The organism is Pannonibacter anstelovis (assembly GCF_036881715.1).
Classification (GTDB): domain Bacteria; phylum Pseudomonadota; class Alphaproteobacteria; order Rhizobiales; family Stappiaceae; genus Pannonibacter; species Pannonibacter anstelovis.
Window position 1 is genome coordinate 45525 of record NZ_JBAKBF010000003.1, and the last position, 24310, is coordinate 69834.

A 24310-nucleotide genomic window follows, 5' to 3' on the forward strand; every position below is an offset into this window, starting at 1 on the left:
AGCAGATGGCAGCGCGGATTTTCTCCATTCCGCCCTCGGCGGATTTTTCCCGGGAGCTGATCGCAGCGCTGGTGGACGGGCGGCTGATCGAGGGCTTCCGCCCGCTGGATGATCCGCTGCTGCTCTCCGATGTCACCCTCTATCTGCCGACCCGCCGTGCCGCCCGCGCCCTGCCCGCGCTGGTGCAGGACATGTTCGGCGGCCGGCCCGTTCTGTTGCCGCGCATCCGCCCGCTGGGCGATGCGGATGAGGACTTGCAGCTTCTCTCCGCCCCCGGCGATGGCGAGGCGCTGCCGCCTGAACTGCCGCCGCTGGAGCGCAAGCTGGCGATGACGCGGCTGGTGATGGGCTGGAAGGCGGCGCTGCGCCGTCAGGTGCTGGCCCTTGGCGAGGATGAGCCTCTGGGCCTTCCTGCTTCCGCCGCTGATGCCGCGTGGCTGGCCGGTGATCTCATCACCTTGATGGACGAGCTGGAAACCGAGGAAGCCGACTCGTCGGCGCTCGCCAGCCTCGTGCCGGAGGATCACGCCCGCTACTGGCAGGTGACGCTGGAATTCCTCGATATCGTGCGCCTTGCCTGGCCGGCCTATCTGGCCGAATGCGGCGCCATGGACCCCAAGGCCCGCCGGTCGGCGCTGATCCGGCGCGAGGCGGAGCGCCTGCGCCTCACCCCGCCCAAGGGCCCCGTGATCGCCGCCGGATCGACCGGCACCGTGCCCGCCACAGCCGAGCTGCTGAAAGCCATTGCAGACCTGCCGCAGGGTGCCATCGTGCTGCCGGGGCTGGACATGCGCATGGATGATGCCTCCTGGTCCGCCCTTGGCCGCGCCCCGCAGCGGCGGGTGACTGCAGCAGGCAAGACTTTGCCGCAGGATGAGCCCAGCGCCAACGGGCATCCGCAATATGGCCTGAAGCAGCTGCTCGACCGGCTGGGCGTGGACCGGCGCGAAGTCACGCCGCTCTGCCCGCCGGAAACCCCGCAGCTCGCCGCCCGCGAGGCGCTGGTGAGCGAAGCCCTGCGCCCGGCCTCCACCACCGACGCATGGACCGCCTTCCTGCAACAGACACCGGCAGAGGAGCGCAAGGCCGCGCTTGACGGGGTGGAACTGGTGATTGCCCGCAACGAAGCGGAAGAAGCCCTGAGCCTTGCCATAGCCCTGCGCGAGGCGGTGGAGCGCGGCGGGACGGCGGCGCTTGTCTCCCCCGACCGCCTGCTCGCCCGCCGCGTGGCGGAAGAGCTGGGCCGCTGGAACATCACCGTGGATGACAGCGCCGGACGCCCGCTCGACCAGACGCCGCCCGCCGTGCTGGCCATGCTGGCTGCGCGCCTTGCGCTCGAAGGCTGCGCGCCGCTGGATCTGCTGGCCCTCCTGAAGCATCCGCTGGCACGCCTCGGTCTGGAAACAAAAGACATCCGCTCTGCCGCCCGCTCGCTGGAGCGCGGCGTGCTGCGCGGGCCTGCGCCGAAATTCGGCTCTCGCGGGCTGCCTGATGCGATTGCCGCCGCGCGCCTTGCTGCCGAAGATGCCCATACGCCCCGCTGGAAGAAGCTGGTGGAAGACGACTGGGCCGCAGTCAGCGATCTTGCCAACCGGCTGATTACGGCGCTGGAGCCGCTGGAATGCCTGCTGGAGCGGAAAGAACCCGTTCCCGTCGATGAACTCGCCCGTGCCCATGCAAGGGTGCTGCAACAGATTGCTGGCGACCCCGCTGGCTCGGATGCAGAGCTTTACCGGGGCGAGACGGGCGATGCGCTGGCGCTGATGCTGACCGGGCTGATGGACAGCAGCCGTGCGGGCCTTGCCGTGCCCGCGCGCGAATGGCCTTCCGTCTTCGCCGCGCTGATTGCCGGAACCGCCGTGCGGCGGCGCCTGCCGGGCGATCCGCGGGTGCAGATCCTCGGCCCCATGGAAGCGCGCCTGCAGCGGCCTGATCTGGTCATTCTCGGCGGCCTCAATGAAGGCATCTGGCCGCAGCGCACCCGCAACGATCCATGGCTCAACCGCCCGATGAAGCGCGACATGGGGCTGGAGCCGCCGGAGCGGCGCATCGGGGCTGGCGCCCATGACTTCGTGCAAGGGCTGGGCGCACGCCGGGTGATTCTTTCCCGCGCCAGCCGCGCCGATGGCGCGCCAACCGTCACATCACGCTGGCTGCAAAGGCTGCTGACACTGGCCGGACCTGAAGCGGAAGCTGCCTTGCTGGAGCGAGGGCGGCGCTGGACGGAGCTTGCTGGCCTTCTGGACCTCGCGGAAGGCCCCGTCACCCCGGCGGAGCGGCCCGCCCCGAAGCCGCCGCTGAGCGCAAGGCCTGTGCGCCTGTCGGTCACCGAAGTCGAACGGCTGGTGCGTGATCCTTACGCCATCTTTGCCCGCCGCATCCTCGGCCTTGAGCCGGTGGACCCCATCGGCGGCTCGCCGACGCTGGCGGACAAGGGCTCGATCATCCATGACGCGCTGGCGCTGTTCCTGTCCGAATGGCATGGTGATCTGGACCACACGGCTGTGGCGCGGCTGATCGAAATCGGCGCGGAACTGTTTGCCCCGCTCGATGCCTTCCCGGCCATCCGCGCCCTGTGGTGGCCGCGCTTCCTGCGCATTGCCGAAGAATTCGTGGCCTTTGAACGCCAGCGGGAACCTTCCATCCGCCAGCGTTTCCTTGAAATCTCCGGCGGCGTCGAGCTGACCCTGCCGGGTGCCGAATTCCGCCTGACCGGCCGCGCTGACCGCATCGACCTGATGCAGGACGGCACGCTGGCGGTGATCGACTACAAGACCGGCGCCGTGCCCAGCATCAAGCAGGTGGAGGCGCTGCTCTCGCCGCAGCTGCCGCTGGAAGTGGCCATGATCCGGCGCGGCGGCTTCGGCAGCGTGCCTGCGGGCGATCCGGTGTCCGATATGCTCTACATCGAATTGAAAGGCGGGCGCACGGCGCTGAAGGTGGAATCACGCCAGCCGAAGGACCGCACCATCGAGGAACTGGCCGAAGATGCCTGGAAGCGCCTGGAACAGCTGGTGGCCGCCTATCAGGACGAGGGGCGCGGCTATCTCTCCCGTGCAAGGGTGGAGAAGGAGCGCGACCTCAACGGCCCCTATGATCACCTTGCCCGGGTGAAGGAATGGGCCAGCGGTTCGGAGGACAGCGAATGAGCGGGCCGCAGATCCCCCTTGCAACGCTGCAGCGGCAGGACCTTGCCTCAAGGCCTCACGCCTCGGCCTGGGTGAGCGCCAATGCGGGCTCAGGCAAGACCTTCGTTCTCTCCCGCCGGGTGGTGCGCCAGCTGCTGGATGGCACCGATCCCTCGCGCATTCTGTGCCTCACTTTCACCAAGGCGGCTGCTGCGGAGATGGCAACACGTGTGTTCAAGATCCTCGGCCAGTGGATCGCGCTGAGCGATGATGAGCTGGCAAAGGAAATTGCCGCCATCGACGGAACGCCCCCGTCCCGCGCCCGCCTTGCCGGGGCACGGCGGCTGTTTGCGCAGGCGCTGGAAACGCCGGGCGGGCTGAAGATCCAGACCATCCACGCCTTCTGCGAAGCGCTGCTGCACCAGTTTCCGCTGGAAGCCAATGTGGCCGGGCATTTCTCCGTGCTGGACGACCGGCTGGCGGCAGAGCTGATGGCAGAAGCGCGCGCCTACGTGCTGCATGCGGCAGAGACCGAGCCGGAAAGCCCGCTGGGTGCGGCCTTGCAACGGCTGATCGGGCTGATGCCGGATGCGGCGGTGGAAGATGTGCTGGCCGAGGCAATCAACCGGCGCGATGCCTTGCGCAACTGGATCGTCAGTGCCGGAGATCTGGACGCCGCGCTCGAAAGCCTTGCTCGGGATTTCGGGCTGGAGCCGGGCGCAAGTCTTGAGGCGCTGGACAAGGAGCTTCTGGAAGGCCGCCTCATCCGCGATCCGCTGGCCGTTGCCGAAGCGCTGCGGCTGGGCACCAAGACCGATGGCGACAAGGCGGACCTTCTGACTGCCGCCGCCGAGGGACTGAAGCCCGGCGGTGATCCCGCCGCCTTCCGCCACAACTGGCTGCGGGCATTCTTCACGCAGGCCATGGAACCGGCCAAGCGCCTGTGCACGGCTGGCGTCACCAAGCAGTTTCCGCAAGTGGCAGAGGCCATGCTGGCCGAGCAGAACCGGCTTGTGGCCCTGCTGGACAAGCGCCGCGCCATCGTCACGCTGGAAGGCACCGCCGCCATCTTCCGCCTCGCCGATGGGGTGATCGGCCATTACGAGGCGGGCAAGGCCCGGCGCGGGCTGTTGGACTTCGAAGATCTCGTCGTGCGCGCCGCCAATCTTCTGGCCAACAGCGATGCGGCCCAGTGGGTGCAGTTCAAGCTGGATCAGGGCCTAGACCACATTCTGGTGGACGAGGCGCAGGACACCAGCCCCCGGCAGTGGCAGGTAATCCGCTCGCTGGCGGAAGAGTTCTTCTCCGGCGAAGGCGCACGACGCGGCCCGCGCACCATCTTCGCCGTGGGCGACGAGAAGCAGTCGATCTATTCCTTTCAAGGTGCCGTGCCCGCCTATTTCGACGAGATGCGCCGCTATTTCGACAAGCGCGCCGCGCAGGCGGACCAGCCGTTCCATCCGGTGGAGCTGCAGCTGTCCTTCCGCTCGACGCCCGATGTGCTGGGCGCGGTGGACCGGGTGTTCCTGCCCGTCGAAGCCCATGCAGGCCTGTCGCAGGAGGTAAAGCCCCCGGTGCATGAGGCGATCCGCCGGGATCCGGGACTCGTTGAAATCTGGCCGCTGGAAGAGCCGCTGGAAAGCGAGGAGCCGGAAGACTGGACCTTGCCCGTCGATCATCTGGGCACCGGCTCGCCCATGCTGCGGGTGGCCAGGCGCATTGCCACCACCTTGCGCCGGTGGATGGACGAAGGCACCGCTGGGCCCGGCGACGTGATGATCCTGGTGCGCAAGCGCGGGCCCTTTGTGGAAGCGCTGAACCGGGAGATGAAACGGCTTGGCGTACCCGCCGCAGGCAGTGACCGGCTGGTGCTGACCGAGCATATTGCGGTGATGGATCTGGTTGCCCTTGGCCGCTTCATGCTGCTGCCGGAAGATGATCTGTCGCTGGCCGCCGTGCTGAAAAGCCCGCTTTTCGGCCTTGATGACGATGCCCTGCTGGAAATTGCCCGCGATCCGGTGGAACGGCTGCGCCCCGGCACCCTGTGGCAGGGGCTTTTGAAGAAGGCAGAGGACGGTAACCGCTGGGACCATGTGCGCCTGCAGCTGGAAGCCTGGCGCGCGCGGGCCGACTTCATGCCGCCCTTCGAGTTCTACGCAAGGCTGCTGTCCGTCGATGGCGGGCGGCGGGCCTTCCGGGGCCGCATGGGGCCGGAAGTGGATGACGTGCTGGACGAGTTTCTGGCGCTGGCCATGGGCTATGAGCAGACCGGCATTCCCGGCCTCGAAGGTTTCCTCGCCTGGCTCGCCGCTGCTCCCACCGAGATCAAGCGCGAGCTGACAAATGCCGCCGGGCTGGTGCGCATCATGACTGTGCACGGCTCCAAAGGGCTGGAAGCGCCGATTGTCATTCTGGTGGACCCGTGCAACGCCCCCGTCAGCAGCCATCACGACCCGTCCTTCCTGCCCTTCAAACCGAAGGATGACGCAGAACAGGCCCCCGCACTGGTGTGGCTGCCGGTGAAGGCCGAGCGCATGAGCTGGCAAACTGAGGCCATCGACAAGTTCCGCGCCAGTGCCGCCGAGGAATACCGGCGCCTGCTTTATGTGGCCATGACCCGTGCCGAGGACCGGCTGATCATCTGCGGCTGGCAGCCTGCCAAAGGCCCCAAAGAAGGCTGCTGGTATGATCTAGCCGCCAGGGCGCTGAAGCCGGAAGCCGAGGAAGTGGCAGCCCCCGATGGCACGGTCACCGCCTGGCTGTGGCGCAAACCAGGCACCGATCCGGCAGCGCCTTTGAAAAAGCACAGCTCCCACACTGAGCCTGAGGCAGAGAAACCTGCTGCTGCCGTGCCGGAGTGGCTGACCCGCCCGGTGACACCGCCCGCCCGCATGCCCCGGCTTCAGCCCTCGCGCGTGTTCGAGGCCATGGAGATGAAGGAGGGCATCGAGGCGCCGGACGGGCTTTCGGCGCTGGAAGCGCACCGGCAGGCGGAAGCCTATCCGCTGGAGCGCGGCCGTCTGCTGCACCGGCTTTTGGAGCTGCTGCCGGATCTGCCGGAGGCCGAACGCGCAGCCGCTGGACGCCGCTTTGTCGAAACCTCCCTGCCCGCCCGCTTTGCCGCCCGCAAGGACGAGCTGCTGGGCGAGGTGATGGCCATTCTGGAAGACCCGGATCTTGCCCCCCTGTTTACCCCCGGCGGGCGGGCGGAGGTGCCCATCTCCGGCCATATGGTGACGGCGGACGGCGTGACAGCTTTCGTCTCCGGCCAGATCGACCGGCTGGTGGTTATGCCGGACGAAGTGCTGATTGCCGATTACAAGACCAACCGGCATGTGCCGGCCGATGCTTCAGGCATTCCACCGGACTATCTGGCCCAGCTTGCCGTCTACCGCCGGCTGGTTTCGGACATCTATCCGGACCGCAGAGTGACGGCGGCACTGCTGTGGACCAGCGCGCCGAAGCTGATGCCCGTGCCCGGCGATGCACTGGATGCAGTGCTCGCCAGCCTCAAGAGCACGGACAAGATAGCTTGATGTCCAGTTGCTTCAGGGGCTGGATTACTTGACGGGGCGGGTCCGCCTTCCTACGTTCGGGACAACGCAACAAGGTGAGTCCTTGAAGCCAGCTGCTTCAGGGGCCACCGCATGGAAAGTGAACGCAAATGGCTACCACCGCAGTCACCGACGCCAGCTTCGATGCCGACGTCCTCAAGTCGTCCGAGCCGGTCGTGGTTGATTTCTGGGCCGAGTGGTGCGGTCCGTGCAAGATGATTGCCCCGGCTCTGGAGGAAATTTCCGAAGAGCTGGCAGGCCAGGTGAAGATCGCCAAGATCAACATCGACGAGAATCAGGCCATGGCCGTCAAGTATGGCGTGCGCTCCATCCCGATGCTCGTCATGTTCAAGAATGGCGAGCCGATGGCTGTTCAGGTCGGCGCTGCTCCCAAGAGCAAGCTGTCCGACTGGATCAAGAGCGCCCTCTGATCCTGCATCTCTTTTTCCCGCCACCGGCAACGCCGTTCTTGCAGAGGTTGGCAGCGGCGGCGGGAATGGATAAAGACAGCCGCAGGCCGCTTCCAGTCACGGGCAAGCAACAGGTGAGAATTTTCCCTTGCGGAAACACCGCCTGCCCGATGGTTGAACGGCCTGCGTTTTCATATTCGCAGACCCAATTGATGGAACCCAGATGACCGACGAGAGCAAGACCCCCGAAGCGGAAAACGAAGAAGCCGCTGCGCCCGAGGCCGGGACCACCGTCGATCCCATTGAGGCTCTCCAGGCGGAGAACGCGGAGCTGAAGGACCGTGCGCTGCGCGTCATGGCCGAAATGGAAAACCTGCGCCGCCGCACGGAAAAGGAAATCAAGGATACCCGCGTCTATGCGGTCACCGGCTTTGCCCGCGACATCCTGACCGTATCCGACAACCTGCGCCGTGCGCTGGATGCCCTGCCCGCTGACGCCCGCGAGAGCGCCGATGCCGGCCTGACCGCGCTGATCGAAGGCGTGGAAATGACCGAGCGCGAGCTGCTGAACCAGCTGGACAAGCATGGCGTCAAGAAGCTGGACCCGGCGGGCCAGAAGTTCGATCCGAACTTCCATCAGGCCATGTTCGAAGTGCCGAATACCGAAGTGCCGAACAACACCGTCGTGCAGGTGGTGCAGGCCGGTTACGTCATCGGTGACCGCGTGCTGCGCCCCGCCCTCGTTGGCGTTTCCAAGGGCGGCCCCAAGGAAGCCCCGCAGGCTGGCCAGACCGGCGGCGTCGACACCACGGCCTGATCCCGAGACACAAGTGCAACCGTATCAGGAGGCGGCACCCGGCAGGGGCCGCCTCTTTCGCTTTGGCGCGGCCCTTGGCCACGGTAAACTCACACGATGAGCGACACTGATTCCCTGCTGGTCACCGCAACGCCGGAGCTGAACGCGCGCGTCGGCGCATGGCTGGATCATCTGGGCGATGAGCGGCGCCTCGCGGACAAGACGCTGGTTGCCTATGAGCGTGACGTGCGCCAGTTCCTGCGGTTTCTGACAGCCCATCTGGGCGGGGCCCCGGACCTCAAGGACGTGCAGGAACTGAAGCCTGCCGACTTCCGCGCCTTCATGGCACGGCGGCGAACCGGCGGAACGGGCAGCCGGTCGCTGGCGCGAGGGCTGGCCGGCATCCGGTCCTTCCTTGGCTTTCTGGAACGCAAGGGCGAGGTGAATGCTGCGGCGGCCGGTGCTGTGCGCGCGCCGCGCCAGCCGCGCTCCCTGCCCAAGCCCCTCACTGCCTCCGATGCCACCGCCGTTGCCTCCGGTGACCTGGCCATGGAAAGCGAGGCCTGGATCGAGGCCCGCAATGCCGCGGTGCTGACACTGCTCTATGGTTGCGGGTTACGCATTTCCGAGGCCCTGTCGATCACCGGGCGCAATGCGCCGCGCACAGGCACGCGCAGCCTTCGCATCATCGGCAAGGGTGGCAAGGAACGGGTGGTGCCGGTGCTGCCCGTCGTCTGCGAGGCCGTGGAGGCCTACCTCAAGCTCTGCCCCTACACGCCGGAGCCCAACGGGCCGCTGTTCTTTGGCGCACGCGGCGGGCCGCTCAATCCGCGCCTGATCCAGCTGGCCATGGCAAAACTTCGTGGAGCGCTCGGCCTGCCGGACAGCGCAACGCCGCATGCCCTGCGTCATTCCTTCGCAACCCACCTTCTGGCCGGGGGCGGGGACCTGCGTACAATTCAGGAGCTTCTGGGTCACGCAAGCCTTTCTACCACCCAGATTTACACGGAAGTGGATGCGGCAAGGCTGCTGGAGGCCTATGACAAGGCTCACCCGCGAAAATAAAATAAAAGAATGCCTTGCATAAGCCTCATTCTACCGTCACAGTAAGTCATCGTCTTTTTGGGCCAGACTTGGCTGTTTGCGGTGTCAACGATATCGACCCGCCAAATCTTTCTTCGAAAAATCCGGCGATGTATCGACGCCTGTCCTGCGGGGCGGGTATGACTCTTTTTGCAAGGTACTATCATCATGAAAACTGGAACCGTAAAGTTCTTCAACACCCAGAAGGGCTTCGGCTTCATCCAGCCGGATAACGGCGAGCGCGATGTGTTCGTTCACATCAGTGCCGTCGAGCGCTCTGGCATCGGCCACCTCAATGAAGGTCAGAAGGTCAGCTTCGAGCTGGAAACCGACCGTCAGGGCCGCAGCGCCGCTGCCAACCTGCAGATCGCCTGATTTCAGGCGGAAGCACCCCCTGCGCCAGCCCGAAAGGGCACGGCAGCAGCCCAGCTTCCTCTGCAAGTGACAAGGACCGGGCATCCAAGGGGTGCCCGGTTCTGCATTCAGCGCGATGCAGGCCTGTATCTGCGGCGTTTCTGCCGACCGGCAGCCAAGCCCGAAGGGGTACTGTCCGGACCAAGGAAACCTCCCGGCGTTGTGCAGCAGACAGTGCAAAACGTCATGTATCGGGACCGGAAACGCCGGTCAGAACTGGCGCATCGCAAAGAAAAATCGGGCTCGCAGCATTTTTTTGCACCCAAGGGGGTGCAATTTGCGCGGAACCTGTTAGGTTGCGCCACTTCTCGTGCCATATGGCTTTAGGTCTAACCCCTGCTGCCCTCACATGAGTGCTGCGGCGCAGGCAACGTCAGGATTTACCTTGCAGGTACTCGTTCGCGACAACAACATCGAGCAGGCGCTCCGCGTCCTGAAGAAGAAGCTGCAGCGCGAGGGCGTGCTGCGTGAGATGAAGGCGCGCCGCTCCTTCGAAAAGCCGTCCGAAAAGCGCGTCCGTGAAAAGGCCGAAGCTGTTCGCCGCGCCCGCAAGGCAGCGCGCAAGCTCGCCCAGCGCGAAGGCCTGATCGCAGGTCCGAAGCGCAAGGTCGCCGCAGGTCCGCGCCGCTAATTGCCTGTCTGCCAGATGCAACCATCTGGCAGGGCATCTCCGGACAACCGGATAAAAGACCCCTGACTGACACGGGATACTCCCGTTGCCAGCGGGGGTTTTTCTTTTGTCCGTGACTCCTGTGCCCCTCCCGCCAATCCGTTAACGCAACGTTAATGCGCAGGCTTCAGGCTGAAGGCAGGAGGACATGATGTTTAACGCTGGCCTCGCCGCCCTGGTGATCATGAGCGGTCTTTTCATCCTGCCCGTTGTGCCCGCCACAGCGCAGGAGCAGCGCAGCTATTGCCCGATTCCCGAACATGGAACCTGGGTGACCCGCGGTGCCAAGCCGAAGGAGCTGACGCAGATCGAGGTCACCAGCCGCTGCGAGGACGACCGAGTGTTCATTCGCGCACGCGCCTTCACCTCCTGCATCCCCCGCGACTGCAAGTGGGGCTGGACCGATGCCTTCTACAGGGCCGATGGCAGCCTGAGAGTGGAACTCAAGGGCTTTTATGGCGTGCGCATCATCGACATGCGCCTGTTCGGCGACCAGCGAATGGAAGCAACCGTTGTTGCCGATCCTCATGATCCGCGTCTCGTAGAGACAGTTACCACTCATATACTGACACGCCGCCGATAAGCGCCCTGCCTCTTGCGAAGGCTTCAGGGCCTTCCTAGACTTCTTCCTGCAAGCGCAAGAGGGGAGAGCGGTGATGGACTTTTCGATTGGCGATCTGGCGCGGCTCAGCGGCGTCAAGGTTCCGACAATCCGTTACTATGAGCAGGCGGGCCTGCTGCCGCAGCCTCTGCGCACGGAGGGCAACCAGCGCCGCTTTGGCCAGCCGGATCTGGAGCGTTTGCAGTTCATCCGCCATGCCCGCGATCTCGGCCTGCCAATGGAAGCCATCCGTGATCTGCTGGAACTGAGCGCCCACCCGGAAGCGCCCTGCAACCGCGCGGACGAGATCGCTGCAACCCAGCTCAAGGCCGTGCAGGACAAGATTGCCCGCCTCAAGCGGCTGGAATCCGAACTCAAGCGCATTGTCGCAGCCTGCGGACATGACCATGTGGTCGCCGACTGTCAGGTGCTGCGCGCACTCGGCAATCACGGCCTCTGCGCCGGCGACCACTGACCAGAAGCGGTAGCCGCACAGAAGCCTCAACCGAAGCGGTACATTAAGTTGCATTTCTTTTAGGCAAGAGCCGTTTCCAGCCGGAAAAGCCATCGACAGCGGCATAAACTTCATCTAGCACTCGGATTAATCGATTAATCAGGTGCCCGCAGGATGAACGCCCCCCGGTCACGGCCAAACCTCACCCAGATTGCAGCGCTGCTGGATGTTTCCGCCGCGACGGTGTCGAATGCGCTGTCTGGCAAGGGGCGTGTTTCGGCTGAGCTGGCCGAGCGGATCCGGACAAAGGCGGCCGAACTCGGCTATATGCCCAGCCATGCGGGACGGGCGCTGCGCACCGGCCGGTCGCAGGTTCTGGGCCTCGTGCTGCCCGACATTGCCAATCCCCTGTTCCCGCAGATTGCGCAGGCCATCGAGCATGCCGCCGCCGCCGCCGGCTATGGCGTGCTGATTGCCGACTCGCGCGGCGATGCGGCAATGCAGACGCAGGCGATCACCCACCTTCAGGACCGTGGCGTCGACGGCATCGTCATCGTGCCGCGCCGCGGCACGCGGATCATCAGTACCGGCAGCCCGGTCGCGGTGATCGACAGTCCCTCGACGCCCGGCAACACTGTTTCAGCCGATCACTGGCAGGGCGGTGAGCTGGTCGGCTCCCATCTTGCGGCTCTCGGCCACAGGGACGTGGTGATCATCGGCAGCAATCCGGCCTCCAACGTGCAGAACGACCGGGTGGGCGGCATCCGCTCCGCCCTCGGTCCGGACCGGCGGGTTGAGGTGCTGTGGATCGAACCGCATGAGGCCCTGCATGGACCGGGTGCAAGCCTTGGGCTCGCGGCCCGTGTGGCAGAAGGCTTCACCGCCTTTGCCGCCCTCTCCGATCTTCAGGCCCTGCGCGCCCTCACAGAGCTGCAGCAGGCAGGCCTGCGCGTGCCGCAGGACGCAAGCCTCACTGGCTTTGACGATCTAGTCTGGTCTTCCGCCATCACGCCGGGCATCACCAGCGTGCGGATGGACATGCCCGCCATTGCGGGAGAGGCGATCCAGGCATTGCTCCGCCTCATTGAAAGCCGGGACAGGGGGAATGGCCCGCGCGATCCGGGCATTGCCCGTGCCAGCCGCCCCAGTGTGCCCATGAGCCTGGTGGTCCGCCAGACCTGCGGTCCATCCCCAAGCAGAACCGCAGAACAACAACAGACACCAGCAGGAGACAGCCAATGACCGTTAAACTGATGCTTGGCGCGGCCACCGCGCTTGCTTTGACCATGAGCGCCGCCGCCGCCCAGGAAAAGACCCTGACGATCTCCGTCTATGCCTTTGCGCAGGACGAGTTCAAGGAACTGCTCTACACGCCCTTTGAAGAAAAGTGCGGCTGCAAGCTGGTGGTGGAGACCGGCAACAGCGTCGAGCGCCTGGCGAAGATGGAAGCCAACAAGGACAATCCGGTGGTGGACATGGCCGTTGTCTCCATGGCCGATGCGCTGGCCGCGTCCCGCAAGGGCCTGATCGACAAGATCGACAGCACGAAGCTTTCCAACTTCGGCAAGCTCTATGACATCGCCAAGGACCCGAATGGCGACGGAATGAGCGTCGGCTACACCTTCTATGCCACGTCGATCGTCTACCGCACCGACAAGATGACGATCCGCTCCTGGGCCGATCTGCTCAAGGACGAGTATGTCTCCCACGTTGCCTTCCCGAACGTGACCACCAATCAGGGCCCGCCCGCGCTCTACATGCTGGGCGAAGCGCTCGGCAACAACTCGGCTGACCTGAAGGGCCCGATCGAGGCCGTTGGCGCCAAGAAGGACGAGATCGTCACCTTCTACGTCAAATCTTCCCAGCTGGTGCAGCTGATGCAGCAGGAAGAGATCTGGGCCGCCCCCATCGGCCGCTTCTCCTGGGCGCCCTTCACCAAGCTCGGCCTGCCGCTGGCATGGGCCATGCCCGATGAAGGTCAGACCGGCGGCATGAACGTGATGGTGCTGACCAAGGGTTCGAAGAACCAGGATCTGGCGCTTCAGTTCATGGACTACTGGCTCTCCACCGAAGTGCAGACCAAGCTTGCCGAAAAGCTGGTCGACAGCCCGGCCAACAAGGAAGTGACCGTTTCCCCGGCCATTGCGGACAATATCACCTTCGGCCAGGAAACGGCTGAAACCCTGAAGCTGATCCCTTCCGCCACCATTCTGGACAACCGGGATGCATGGCTGACGGAATGGAACGCCAAGGTCGCCCAGTAAGGCTGATTATCTCAGAAACACAGGCAGTTTTGTGCTGCCTGACGAATGCCTCCCAAGGCTGGGGGTGCGGCGGGCGGGCTCCGCGCCGCCGCCGCACCCCGACTTTTTCTCCACCCAGAAGGTGAGGCGGACATCATGTTCCAGAACCGGGCGGAAGCTCTGGCGCTTGCGCTGCCTGCGGCGCTTTTCGCCGCCGTAGTCTTTCTCGTGCCTGTCGTGCTGCTGCTGTCGGAGGGCTTCCGCTCTGCCGAGGGCTGGACGCTCTCGGCCTATACCGACTTCTTCTCCGAGCCGCTGAACCAGACGGTCTTCCTGCGCACGCTGAAACTGGGCGCCATGGTCACCGTGGTGGCCGCCGTCATCGGCTATGCTGCAGCCTATGCCATCGTCACCCTGCCGCCGGGCTCCAAGGGCCGCGTTACGGGGCTGATCGTTCTGCCGCTGATGATTTCGCCGGTGGCGCGTACCTATGCCTGGATCGTCATTCTGGGGCGCACCGGCATCGTCAATCAGGCGCTGCAGGGCACCGGCCTGACGGATGGCCCCTTGCGCATCCTCTTCACCGAGACCGCCGTCTTCATTGGCTTGTTGCAGCTGTTCCTGCCCTTGATGATCCTGTCGCTGATCAGCGCGCTGGAAAACCTGCCGCGTGATGCGGTGCCTGCTGCACGGGTGCTGGGGGCCAACTGGTTCCAGGTGTTCTGGAAGGTGATCCTGCCGCTCTCCCGCGAAGGGCTGGTGGTCGGCGGCACGCTGGTCTTCACCGGATCGCTCACCGCATACATCACCCCGGCCATCCTCGGCGGCTCCAAGGTGCTGATGCTGGAAACCCTGCTCTACCAGCAGGTCACCGTCGCAGGCAATTTCGTTGCCGCCAGCGTCATCGCCCTCATCCTCATCGTCATGAGCTTTGCCGCCAACATCCTGTTGCGCCGCATTGCCACGGCCCGGAGCAAGTCATGACCCAGAGACTGTCCAGCTGGATCATCCTGACGCTGGTGCTGACCTTCCTCATCGGTCCGTTCTTCATCATCGTCGCCGCGTCCTTTTCTGCCGGCGAGACCCTGGCCTTTCCGCCGCAGGGCTTTTCCTTCCGCTGGATCGCAAAGGTCTTCACGGTGGAGAGTTTCCAGCAGAGCTTCGTCACCTCGATGATCCTCGCCATTGGCGGCACCCTGTCGGCGCTCGTTCTGGGCGTGCCTGCGGCCTATGCCATGTCGCGCTACCGCCTGCCGGGGGCGGAGACCGTGCGCTTCATGGTGTCGATGCCCATCATCGTGCCGGGCATCATCGTCGGCCTTGCCCTGCTGCGCTATTTCGTGCTGCCCATCGGCCTGTCGATCAGCCTGGCGCTGTTCGTCGCCCATACGGCGCTGGTGCTGCCCTATGCGGTGCGTGTGGTGTCCGCCAGCCTTGCGAACCTGCGTTCCGACATGGAGGAGGCAGCCGTGCTGCTCGGTTCGTCGCGGCTGGGTGCCTTCTTGCGGGTGGTACTGCCAAACATTCGCGGCGGCATTCTCTCCGCCTTCATCCTCGGCTTTGTGACGAGCTTCAATCAGGTGCCGGTGTCGCTGTTCCTCTCCGGCCCCGGCGTGCGCACCCTGCCAATCGACATGCTGGGCTATATGGAAATCGTCTTCGATCCCTCCATCGCCGCCCTGTCGTCGCTGCTCGCCTTCCTGTCCATCGGCATCGTCTTTGCCGCCGAACGTTTTCTGGGGTTCTCACGCTATGTCTGACGCCACCTATCTGACCCTGGACAAGCTGTCGCTCGCCTATGGCAAGACCACGGCCGTGGAGAGCCTTGACCTTACCATCCGGCGTGGCGAGCTGCTGGCCCTGCTCGGCCCCTCCGGCTGCGGCAAGACGACGACCATGCGCGCCATCGCAGGGCTGATGCCGGTCCAATCGGGCCGCATCGTGCTGGATGGCCGCGACATCACCCGCGTGGGCGCCAACAAGCGCGAGATCGGCCTCGTCTTCCAGTCATATGCCCTGTTCCCGCATCTGACCGTGTTCGAGAATGTCGCCTTCGGCCTGCGGCTGAAGGGCATCAGCGGCGAGACGCTGAAGCAGACTGTGGAAGCCGGGCTCAAGACCGTGGGGCTCTCGGCTTTTGCCGCCCGCAAGACGCCGGAGCTTTCCGGCGGCCAGCAGCAGCGTGTGGCGCTGGCCCGCTCGCTGGTGATGCAACCCAAGCTCCTGATGCTGGACGAGCCGCTATCCAACCTGGATGCCCGCCTGCGCCTTGAAATGCGCACGGAGCTGCAGCGCGTGCAGAAGGAAAGCGGCGTGACGATGATCTTCGTCACCCATGATCAGGTGGAAGCCCTGGCTCTGGCTGACCGCATCGTCGTCATGCGCAATGGCGCCATCGAGCAGATCGGTACGCCGGAGGAGATCTACAATCACCCGGCTTCCAGCTTCGTCGCCGATTTCGTCGGCTTCGAGAACATCGCCCGCATCGACGGCAACAAGCTGGTGACGGACGCAGGCGCGCTGGACGTGTCCGGCCCGCTGCCGAAAGCGGCCGGCCTTGCCTGGCGCCCCCGCGCCATCCAGCTTGAAACGGGGCCGCACAAGGGCATCGTGCGCGGCGTGTCCTTTGCAGGCAGCACCCGCGAATATGTGCTGGAAACGCCGCTGGGTCTGGTAAAAGCCGAAACCGATGCAGCCCTTCCCGCCCATGCGCTGGGGGCAAGCCTTGCCTTCGACATGCCGGTTTCCGGCGCGGCGGAACTCAACAGGTTCGGATAGACCATGGGTGTGTGGATCGACACGGATATGGGCTTTGATGACATCGCGGCCATTGTGACCGTGATGGATGCAGGGCTTGATGTGGACGGCATTTCGCTCGTCTTCGGCAACACGCCGCTTGATCAGGTGCGCCGCAACGCTGCGGGCGCGGCCTCGGCCTTCGGCTGGCGCGTGCCCTTGCACAACGGCCTTGCCCGCCCCGTCATGGGGCAGATGGAGACGGCAGAGGCCATTCTCGGGTCGACCGGCATTCCGACGATGGGCCTCACCGTGCCGCAGGATCAGCCGCTGCCGGAAGGCGATGCCTTTGCCGCACTCTGTGACTGGCTGGAGAGCGCCCCTGCCCCGCGCCGCATTCTGGCGCTGGGGCCGCTGACCAACCTTGCCGCACTGGCGCTCGCCCGCTCTGCCCTTGCTGCACGCATTGACGAGCTGGTGTGGATGGGCGGCGGGCTGACGAAAGGCAACCACACCGCCTCTGCCGAATTCAACGCCTATGCCGACCCCGAGGCCGTGGCCATCGTGCTGGCGCAGGGACTGCCGCTGAAGATGGTGGACCTCGATTTCTGCCGCCAGATCCTCGCAAGCCCCGAGGACGCCGCTCCCGTGCGGGCCGCAGGCGGGCGCAATGCAGCGCTTCTGGCGGACATGCTGGAAGGCTTCATCGCCATCGCCACCAGCCGGGGACGGCCTGCCATGGCGCTCTATGATCCGGCAGCCGCAGCCATCTTTGTCCGGCCGGAACTGGCCACCTTCACCCCGGCCCATATCGCCATGGAAACCGCGGGCCAGCACACACGCGGGCGCACCGTGGTGGAAACCCGCGCCAGCCATGCCCGCTTCAACGCCGCTTATGCCTCGGCCTGCGATGTGGACGCCGTGCGCGGCATGATCCTCACCGCCCTGACGCGGGAGGCAGCCCGGCCATGACCACACACCAGACACGCGAGCCGTTCGATCTTGCAGATCCTAGCCTGCGCCTGCGTGCTGTCGCGGCAGCCAGAGGCGATGCGCCGTTTGACCGGCTGATCGTCAACGCCATCCTCATCGACATGGTGACCGGCGAGCGCCGCGCCGCCGATGTGGGGCTGACAGGGCCTTTGATTGCCTCTGTCCACGTCCCCGGCAACCGCAGCGATGCCACGGACATCATCGACGCGCAGGGCGGCTATCTCTCCCCCGGCCTCATCGACACGCATATGCATGTCGAAAGCTCCATGGTGACACCCGCCGCCTATGCGGCAGCCGTTGTGCCCCGGGGCGTCACCACCGCCGTGTGGGACCCGCATGAATTCGGCAATGTGCACGGGCTTGCGGGCGTCGATGCTGCCCTTGCCGCCAGTGCGGGTCTTCCCTTGCGCTTTGCCGTGCTCGCCCCCTCCTGCGTGCCTTCCGCGCCGGGGCTGGAGCTGGCCGGGGCCGACTTCGGACCGGAAGAAATCGCTGCCTTGCTCACCCGCCCCGGCATTGCAGGCATTGCGGAAGTGATGAACATGCGCGGCGTCATATCGGGCGAGGCGCGCATGAGCGGCATCGTGCAGGCCGGGCTTGCCGCCGGAAAGCCGGTCTGCGGCCATGCACGCGGGCTTACCGGTCCGGATCTTGCCGCCTTCATGGCCGCCGGTGTCACCTCCGATCATGAGCTGACCTCCGCCGCTGACCTGATGGAGAAGCTGCGCGCAGGGCTCACAATCGAACTGCGCGGCTCCCACGACCATCTGCTGCCGGAATTCGTGGAAGCCCTGAATACGCTGGGCCACCTGCCGCAGACCGTGACCCTTTGCACCGATGATGTATTTCCGGACGACCTTGCCAAGGCTGGCGGCCTTGATGACGTGGTGCGGCGGCTGGTGCGCTATGGTCTCAAGCCCGAATGGGCCTTGCAGGCGGCAACGCTCAACGGCGCAAGACGCCTTGGCCGCGAGGATCTCGGCCTCATCGCTGCCGGGCGGCGGGCCGACCTCGTCATCTTCGCTGATCTTGAGAGCTTCACCGCCCGGCAGGTGATCGTCAGCGGCGAAGTGGTGGCGCGGGATGGGAAGATGCTGGCAGAGCTGCGCTCTAGCGCTCTCTCCGGCCTGCGCGGCTCGATGAAAATTAGCCAGCTAAGTCCGGATGATTTCCGGGTTGCCACAGCGGGCTCCCGCGTCAAACTCGCCACGATCGACAGGCCCCGCTTCACCCGCTGGGGCACAGTGGAAGCAGACGTGCGCGGCGGCTTTGTGGTGCCGCCGCAGGAGACAACGCTGATCGCCGTTGCCCACCGGCATGGCCGGGCGGACAGCCGCCCGCGTGTGGGTTTCCTGCGCGAATGGGGCCGCTGGAACGGCGCCTTTGCCACCACTGTTTCCCATGACAGCCATAACCTGACGGTCTTTGGCGGCAGCGCCGAAGACCTTGCCACAGCGGCCAATGCGGTGATTGAGGCGGGCGGCGGCATGGCCGTAGCTTCGCAAGGCAAGGTGCTGGCCGTGCTGCCCCTGCCGCTCTCCGGCCTTGTGTCAGATGCCCCGCTGGGCGAAGTGGCCGAAGGCTTTGCCCGCGTCCGCGCCGCCATGGATGAGGTTGTCACCTGGCAGCCGCCCTATCTGGTATTCAAGGCCTGTTTCGGCGCCACGCTGGCCTGTAATGCAGGGCCGCACCAGACCGACCGGGGCATTGCCGATGTGGAGACCGGGCGTGTGCTGGAGTCCCCCGTTCTCGAAATTCTCGCCTGACAGGGAAAACCCGCCATGAGCGACCTGATCGACGCTGACCTGCGGTTTCTGACGGACCTGCGCCGCGACCTGCACGCCCACCCGGAGCTGGGCTTTGAGGAAGAGCGTACCAGCGCCATTGTTGCAAACCTGCTGGAAGAGGCAGGGCTCGAGGTGCACAGGGGCCTTGGCGGAACGGGTGTTGTCGGCACCCTGCGCTGTGGCAACGGCCCGCGCAGCATTGGCCTTCGCGCCGACATGGATGCGCTCGCCATGCCGGAGACCGCAGACCGGCCATGGAAGTCCACCGTCCCCGGCAAAATGCACGCCTGCGGCCACGATGGCCACACCACCTTGCTGCTGGGCGCAGCAAGAGCGCTGGCGAAGACGCGCAATTTCTCCGGCACGGTGCATTTCATCTTCCAGCCCGCCGAAGAAGGCCGGGGCGGGGCAAAGCGCATGGTGGAAGATGGCCTGTTCCGCCTGTTCCCCTGCGATGCGGTCTATGGGCTGCACAACATGCCGGGGCTGGACCCGGATGAGATGGCCGTTGTGGAAGGTCCGCAGCTTGCCTCCTCCGACAGCTGGCGCGTCACCTTCCGGGGCACCGGCACGCATGGCGCCAAGCCGCATCTGGGCCGCGATCCCGTCACTGCCGCCGGAGCTTTCCTCTCCGCCTTGCAAACCATTCCGGGCCGCGTTGTCGATCCGCTGCAGCCTGCTGTCGTCAGCGCCTGTTCCGTTCAGGCCGGTGACCCTAAGGCACTCAACGTCATTCCGGATCTGGTGGAAATCGGCGGCACGGCACGCGCCTATTCGCCTGAGGTACGCGACCAGCTGGAGGCGGAAATCGGCCGTCTGGCTCAGGGCACGGCGCAGATGTTCGCCATTGCCGCAGACTATACCTACATCCGGCGCATTCCGCCGGTGATCAACCATCCAGACGCAACGCAGCGGGCGCTTGGCGCGGCGCGGGATGTATTTGGCGCCAGGGTGCGCACGGCCTTCCCGCCCTCTACGGCGGGCGATGATTTCGCCTATTTCGCCGGTGAAGCACCCGGCTGCTATGTCTGGCTCGGCAATGGCCCGGCGATGGATGGCGCGCTGCATCACAACACTGCCTATGACTTCAACGACGCCGCCATTGGCCCTGGCGTGCGCTTCTGGGTGCGGCTGGTGGAACGGGAACTTTCCGGTGAGGCCGCGCATGACTGAGCGGCACCAGCCCGCGCTTGAACCGCATGCGTTCTGGCAGGAGCTGCATGCGCCCGGCAGCTTCCCGGTCAACATTGGCCATCGCAATTTCTTTCCGGCAACACTTCCCGGCGGCCAACAGCTCCGCCTGCCCATCCGCCCGCTGGCCGATGGAAAGCATGCGCTTGCCTCGCTGATCGTCAATCAGGCAGGCTTTGCCGTTCTGGATGCACTGGCGCAAGGGCTTGCGGAGAGGCTCGCACCTTTCGCCCCCGATGTGGTGGTGGGCCTGCCGACGCTTGGTCTGACGCTCGCCGCCGAGACTGCCCGCAGGCTCGGCCACAGCCGCTATGTGCCGCTCGGCACCTCGCGCAAGTTCTGGTATGATGACAGTCTGTCCGTGCCACTCACCTCCATCACCACGCCGGACCAGATCAAGCGGCTCTATGTGGACCCGCGCATGCTGCCCCTGCTTCAGGGCCGCCGGATCGCGCTGGTTGATGACGTAATCTCCAGCGGCGCTTCCATCCGCGCCGCGCTTGCCCTTCTGGCCGGTCTTGGCCTTGCCCCCGTGGTTATTGGCGCCGCCATGCTGCAGTCCCGCCGCTGGCGCGAGGGCGCAGATGGCCCGGACCACTGGACCACCCGCACCGTAGGCTGCTTCGAGACCCCGATGCTGGAAAAGAGACCGGACGGACTTTGGTATATGCCGCAAGGGTGAGGGGCTATCGTCTTCCCTCACCATCGTCATGGCATGACTTGATCATGCCATCCATTCCGTGACCTTTCCAACCATGCAGATTTCAGGAAACTCCACCCCATACGCACGCGCGCGAGCGGAGGTGAACCGGCATGGATGCCATGGCATGACGGAGGAAATCGGCAGGCCGTCCGTATAGCAAAAAGGCCGGAGCGTCGCCGCTCCGGCCTTTGTCATGTCCGCAGGTCCAATGCCAATCAGGCGTGGATCGGCTTGGCGAAGGTGGCCATGGCGGCCTCCTTGACGGCTTCCGACATGGTCGGATGCGCGTGGCAGGTGCGGCCGAGGTCTTCCGAGGAGCCACCGAATTCCATCAGCACGGCAGCTTCGTGGATCATCTCGCCAGCGCCATGGCCGAGGATGTGCACGCCCAGAACGCGGTCGGTCGCAGCATCAGCCAGAACCTTGACGAAACCGTCGGTGTGGTTCATGGCGCGGGCGCGGCCATTGGCGGTGAAGTTGAACTTGCCGGTCTTGTAGTTGACGCCAGCAGCCTTCAGCTCTTCCTCGGTCTTGCCGACGGAGGCGACTTCCGGCGAAGTGTAGACCACACCCGGGATGACGTCATAGTTCACATGGCCAGCCTGACCGGCGAGGATTTCGGCCAGAGCGACGCCCTCGTCTTCCGCCTTGTGGGCCAGCATCGGGCCAACGACCACGTCGCCGATGGCATAGATGCCCGGAACGTTGGTCTGATAGTGACCGTCGATCTCGACGCGGCCGCGGTTGTCCAGCTTGACGCCCGCTTCCTCAAGGCCAAGACCGGCGGTGTAGGGACGTCGGCCAATGGCGACCAGCACAACGTCGGCTTCCAGCACCTCGGCAGCGCCACCGGCGGCCGGCTCGATGCTGACGGCAAGGCTTCCGCCCTTCTTCTCAACGCCCGTCACCTTTGACGACAGCTTGAACTCCATGCCCTGCTTGGCAAGGATGCGCTGGAACTGCTTGGAGATGTCACCGTCCATCGGCCCGAGGATCTTGTCCATGAACTCGACGACAGTCACCTTGGCGCCCAGACGGCCCCAGACGGAACCCAGCTCCAGACCGATGACGCCACCGCCGACGACCACCAGATGACCCGGAACCTTCTCCAGCGTCAGCGCGCCGGTGGAGGAAACCACAGTCTTCTCGTCGATCTCGACACCCGGCAGCGGCATCACGTCAGAGCCGGTGGCGATGACGATGGACTTGGTCTCGAGTTCCGTGACCTTGCCGTCCTCCGCCGTGACGGAGACCTTGCCTGCCGCCAGGATCTTGCCGGTGCCGTGGAAGGCATCGATCTTGTTCTTCTTCAGCAGGAAGCCCACACCGCCGACATTGGCGTCGATGGTGGCCTGCTTGTGCTGCATCATGGCCGGCAGGTCGAGCTTAGGTGCACCCACCTTGATGCCGAGGCTTTCAAAGCCGTGACCAGCTTCATGGAACATTTCCGAAGCGTGCAGCAGCGCCTTGGACGGAATGCAGCCGACGTTCAGGCAAGTACCGCCATGGGTGGCGCGCTTCTCGACAACGGCGACCTTCAGGCCAAGCTGGGCCGCTTTGATGGCGCAGACATAACCACCGGGGCCGGTGCCGATGACGACGAGATCGTATTGGGACATGAGGTCGCCTCTAGGTTTCTTAAGTGAAATCGTTCGGAGATGCGGCTGCGGCTTCGAACCGTTGCAGCCTCTGGCGCACGCGCAGGGCAATGACGCCATGGAGCGCCAGCACGAGAAGGATCGACACCCCGTGCTGGAGGGGCGTCGTCAGGGGCCAGAGGCCAACCATCGCATAGACGCCCAGAGGAATGAACAGGGCCACGGCGGTGACGAGGCCCGGATTGTAGAGGCGCAGGACAAGACCCTGCACCACATGCAAGGCTGCGTTGATCAGCAGCAGATAGACCGCAATCAGCCCCCAGCCCGGCGCGATGGAGCGCATGAGCCAGAGTGACAGCGCCACGACGCCCCACACGCCCGCCACGTTGACGATGAAAACCATAGGCACCGTGAGCACATCGTACCCCCGGCCAATGACATAATTCACGAAGCGGCGGAAACGGTCGGCATCATGCTCTTCAAGCTGATGCAGCATGTAGAAGGGAAGGCTCAGATAGACGAGCTTTTCCGGGAAGGGCCAAGTCTTGGTGAAGACGCTGGTCATGGCCAGCAGGACGAGACCGGCGAGGAAACCGCCGTAGACCCAGTTGGCTTGCAGCCTGTCGAGCATGCCTCTCATGACCACGGCCCTTTTGCAGGCCCGCCGCCGGAGAACCGGCGGCGGATGAGCTGTGAAGCGCTTAGAGGTCCAGCACCAGACGGCGCGGATCTTCCAGGCTTTCCTTGACGCGGACGAGGAAGGTCACGGCTTCCTTGCCGTCAACGATGCGGTGATCGTAGGACAGCGCCAGATACATCATCGGACGGATGACGACCTGACCGTTCACGGCCATCGGACGCTCCTGGATCTTGTGCATGCCCAGAATGCCAGACTGCGGCGCATTGAGGATTGGCGAGGACATCAGCGAGCCATAGACGCCGCCGTTGGAGATGGTGAAGGTGCCGCCCTGCATGTCGGCGACGCCGAGCTTGCCATCACGGGCCTTGCGGCCGAGGTTGCCGATTTCCTTCTCGATCTCTGCAATCGACATCTGGTCCGCATCACGCACCACCGGCACGACAAGGCCCTTGTCCGTGCCGACGGCCACACCGATGTGGCAGAAGTTCTTGTAGATCACGTCCGTGCCGTCGATCTCGGCGTTCACAGCCGGGATTTCCTTCAGGGCGTGGCAGACGGCCTTGGTGAAGAAGCCCATGAAGCCGAGCTTCACGCCGTGCTTCTTCTCGAACACGTCCTTGTAGGCGCTGCGCAGTTCCATCACCGGGCCCATGTCCACCTCGTTGTAGGTGGTGAGCATAGCGGCGGTGTTCTGGGCATCCTTCAGGCGGCGCGCGATGGTCTGGCGCAGCTTGGTCATGCGCACGCGCTCTTCGCGGGCCTCGTCATCCGCCGGAACGGACGCACGGACGGCGGCGGGAGCAGCTGCGGCAGCCGGAGCTGCGGAAACGCCAGCGGCAACAGCTGCCAGCACATCGCCCTTCAGCACCTGACCGCGCTTGCCGGAACCGGCAACCTGATCAGCCGACAGGCCGGTTTCGGCCAGCAGCTTGCCGGCAGCGGGGGCCGGGGGCATGGAAGACGGAGCTGCGGGAGCTGCGGCCGGAGCAGATGCGGCCGGAGCGGCAGCGGGAGCCGGAGCCTCTGCCTTGGCGGCGGGAGCTGCAGCAGCGCCTTCGCCAGCTGCGATGTAGCCGAGGAGAGCGTTGACACCAACGGTCTCGCCTTCCTTGACGACGATGCTTTCCAGAACGCCGGAAGCGGGTGCGGGAACTTCAACGGTGACTTTGTCGGTCTCCAGTTCCACCAGCGGCTCGTCAGCCTTGATGGCGTCGCCCGGCTTCTTGAACCACTGGGCAATCGTCGCTTCGGACACGGATTCGCCCAGGGTGGGCACGCGGATTTCGGTTGCCATGGTCGCCTTCTCTTA

At 65.0% G+C, this 24310-nt stretch carries 21 protein-coding genes; 18 read left to right on the forward strand and 3 right to left on the reverse strand.

All coding sequences use genetic code 11. The features are described 5' to 3' along the window. Positions 1–5: 5 nt before the first annotated feature. The 18 genes from addB (at position 6) to V6L75_RS05620 (ending at position 20742) form a co-directional block, all read left to right on the forward strand. A complete protein-coding gene (gene addB, locus V6L75_RS05535) occupies positions 6–3149 on the forward strand; it encodes a double-strand break repair protein AddB (protein ID WP_334250528.1) in 3144 nt (1047 codons plus the stop codon). Beyond that, positions 3146–6664 carry a double-strand break repair helicase AddA gene (addA, locus tag V6L75_RS05540; RefSeq protein ID WP_334250529.1) on the forward strand — a complete coding sequence of 1173 codons (3519 nt, stop codon included), beginning with the start codon at positions 3146–3148 and terminating at the stop codon, positions 6662–6664. Before addB ends, addA begins: the two co-directional genes overlap by 4 nt. A gap of 128 nt (positions 6665–6792) precedes the next feature. Beyond that, positions 6793–7113 (forward strand): thioredoxin, encoded by a 321-nt coding sequence (trxA, locus tag V6L75_RS05545; RefSeq protein WP_019963689.1) that lies wholly within the window; start codon positions 6793–6795, stop codon positions 7111–7113. 202 nt (positions 7114–7315) lie between these two features. Further along, positions 7316–7909, forward strand: coding sequence for a nucleotide exchange factor GrpE (gene grpE, locus V6L75_RS05550; RefSeq protein WP_334250530.1), 594 nt, complete (start codon positions 7316–7318; stop codon positions 7907–7909). A gap of 96 nt (positions 7910–8005) precedes the next feature. After that, on the forward strand, positions 8006–8953 hold the full coding sequence (locus tag V6L75_RS05555; protein ID WP_334250531.1) for a tyrosine recombinase XerC: 948 nt from the start codon (positions 8006–8008) through the stop codon (positions 8951–8953). Positions 8954–9139: 186 nt separating this feature from the next. Then, positions 9140–9346 carry a cold-shock protein gene (locus V6L75_RS05560; protein ID WP_019963692.1) on the forward strand — a complete coding sequence of 69 codons (207 nt, stop codon included), beginning with the start codon at positions 9140–9142 and terminating at the stop codon, positions 9344–9346. A gap of 424 nt (positions 9347–9770) precedes the next feature. Then, positions 9771–10016 carry a 30S ribosomal protein S21 gene (gene rpsU / locus V6L75_RS05565; protein WP_334250532.1) on the forward strand — a complete coding sequence of 82 codons (246 nt, stop codon included), beginning with the start codon at positions 9771–9773 and terminating at the stop codon, positions 10014–10016. 187 nt (positions 10017–10203) lie between these two features. Continuing rightward, the gene (locus V6L75_RS05570) at positions 10204–10638 is read left to right on the forward strand and encodes a hypothetical protein (protein WP_334250533.1); all 435 of its coding nucleotides are present in this window, start codon (positions 10204–10206) and stop codon (positions 10636–10638) included. Between the two features lie 73 nt (positions 10639–10711). Then, positions 10712–11131, forward strand: coding sequence for a MerR family transcriptional regulator (locus V6L75_RS05575; protein WP_334250534.1), 420 nt, complete (start codon positions 10712–10714; stop codon positions 11129–11131). A 153-nt stretch (positions 11132–11284) separates the two neighbouring features. Then, complete coding sequence (locus tag V6L75_RS05580) at positions 11285–12352, forward strand: LacI family DNA-binding transcriptional regulator (RefSeq protein ID WP_334250535.1); 1068 nt, start codon at positions 11285–11287, stop codon at positions 12350–12352. Then, positions 12349–13374, forward strand: a complete 1026-nt coding sequence (locus V6L75_RS05585; RefSeq protein ID WP_334250536.1) for a polyamine ABC transporter substrate-binding protein — start codon at positions 12349–12351, stop codon at positions 13372–13374. The genes V6L75_RS05580 and V6L75_RS05585 overlap by 4 nt, the downstream gene beginning before the upstream one ends. Before the next feature lie 135 nt (positions 13375–13509). Then, positions 13510–14337 (forward strand): ABC transporter permease, encoded by an 828-nt coding sequence (locus V6L75_RS05590; protein ID WP_334250537.1) that lies wholly within the window; start codon positions 13510–13512, stop codon positions 14335–14337. Continuing rightward, positions 14334–15113: an ABC transporter permease gene (locus tag V6L75_RS05595; protein ID WP_334250538.1), complete on the forward strand. Its 780-nt coding sequence runs from the start codon at positions 14334–14336 to the stop codon at positions 15111–15113. The genes V6L75_RS05590 and V6L75_RS05595 overlap by 4 nt, the downstream gene beginning before the upstream one ends. Beyond that, the gene (locus V6L75_RS05600; RefSeq protein ID WP_334250539.1) at positions 15106–16131 is read left to right on the forward strand and encodes an ABC transporter ATP-binding protein; all 1026 of its coding nucleotides are present in this window, start codon (positions 15106–15108) and stop codon (positions 16129–16131) included. The genes V6L75_RS05595 and V6L75_RS05600 overlap by 8 nt, the downstream gene beginning before the upstream one ends. Positions 16132–16134: 3 nt before the next feature. Next, positions 16135–17061 carry a nucleoside hydrolase gene (locus V6L75_RS05605; RefSeq protein WP_334250540.1) on the forward strand — a complete coding sequence of 309 codons (927 nt, stop codon included), beginning with the start codon at positions 16135–16137 and terminating at the stop codon, positions 17059–17061. After that, the gene (locus tag V6L75_RS05610) at positions 17058–18848 is read left to right on the forward strand and encodes an adenine deaminase (RefSeq protein ID WP_334250541.1); all 1791 of its coding nucleotides are present in this window, start codon (positions 17058–17060) and stop codon (positions 18846–18848) included. The genes V6L75_RS05605 and V6L75_RS05610 overlap by 4 nt, the downstream gene beginning before the upstream one ends. Before the next feature lie 15 nt (positions 18849–18863). After that, complete coding sequence (locus tag V6L75_RS05615; RefSeq protein WP_334250542.1) at positions 18864–20042, forward strand: M20 aminoacylase family protein; 1179 nt, start codon at positions 18864–18866, stop codon at positions 20040–20042. After that, the gene (locus V6L75_RS05620) at positions 20035–20742 is read left to right on the forward strand and encodes a phosphoribosyltransferase (RefSeq protein ID WP_334250543.1); all 708 of its coding nucleotides are present in this window, start codon (positions 20035–20037) and stop codon (positions 20740–20742) included. The genes V6L75_RS05615 and V6L75_RS05620 overlap by 8 nt, the downstream gene beginning before the upstream one ends. A gap of 236 nt (positions 20743–20978) precedes the next feature. Here V6L75_RS05620 and lpdA read toward each other — a convergent pair whose 3' ends face one another. The 3 genes from lpdA to odhB form a co-directional block, all read right to left on the reverse strand. Beyond that, positions 20979–22382, reverse strand: coding sequence for a dihydrolipoyl dehydrogenase (gene lpdA / locus V6L75_RS05625; RefSeq protein ID WP_334250544.1), 1404 nt, complete (start codon positions 22380–22382; stop codon positions 20979–20981). Positions 22383–22401: 19 nt separating this feature from the next. After that, the gene (locus V6L75_RS05630) at positions 22402–22992 is read right to left on the reverse strand and encodes an HXXEE domain-containing protein (RefSeq protein ID WP_334250545.1); all 591 of its coding nucleotides are present in this window, start codon (positions 22990–22992) and stop codon (positions 22402–22404) included. Between the two features lie 70 nt (positions 22993–23062). Continuing rightward, positions 23063–24295 carry a 2-oxoglutarate dehydrogenase complex dihydrolipoyllysine-residue succinyltransferase gene (gene odhB / locus V6L75_RS05635; RefSeq protein ID WP_334250546.1) on the reverse strand — a complete coding sequence of 411 codons (1233 nt, stop codon included), beginning with the start codon at positions 24293–24295 and terminating at the stop codon, positions 23063–23065. Positions 24296–24310 lie beyond the last annotated feature (15 nt).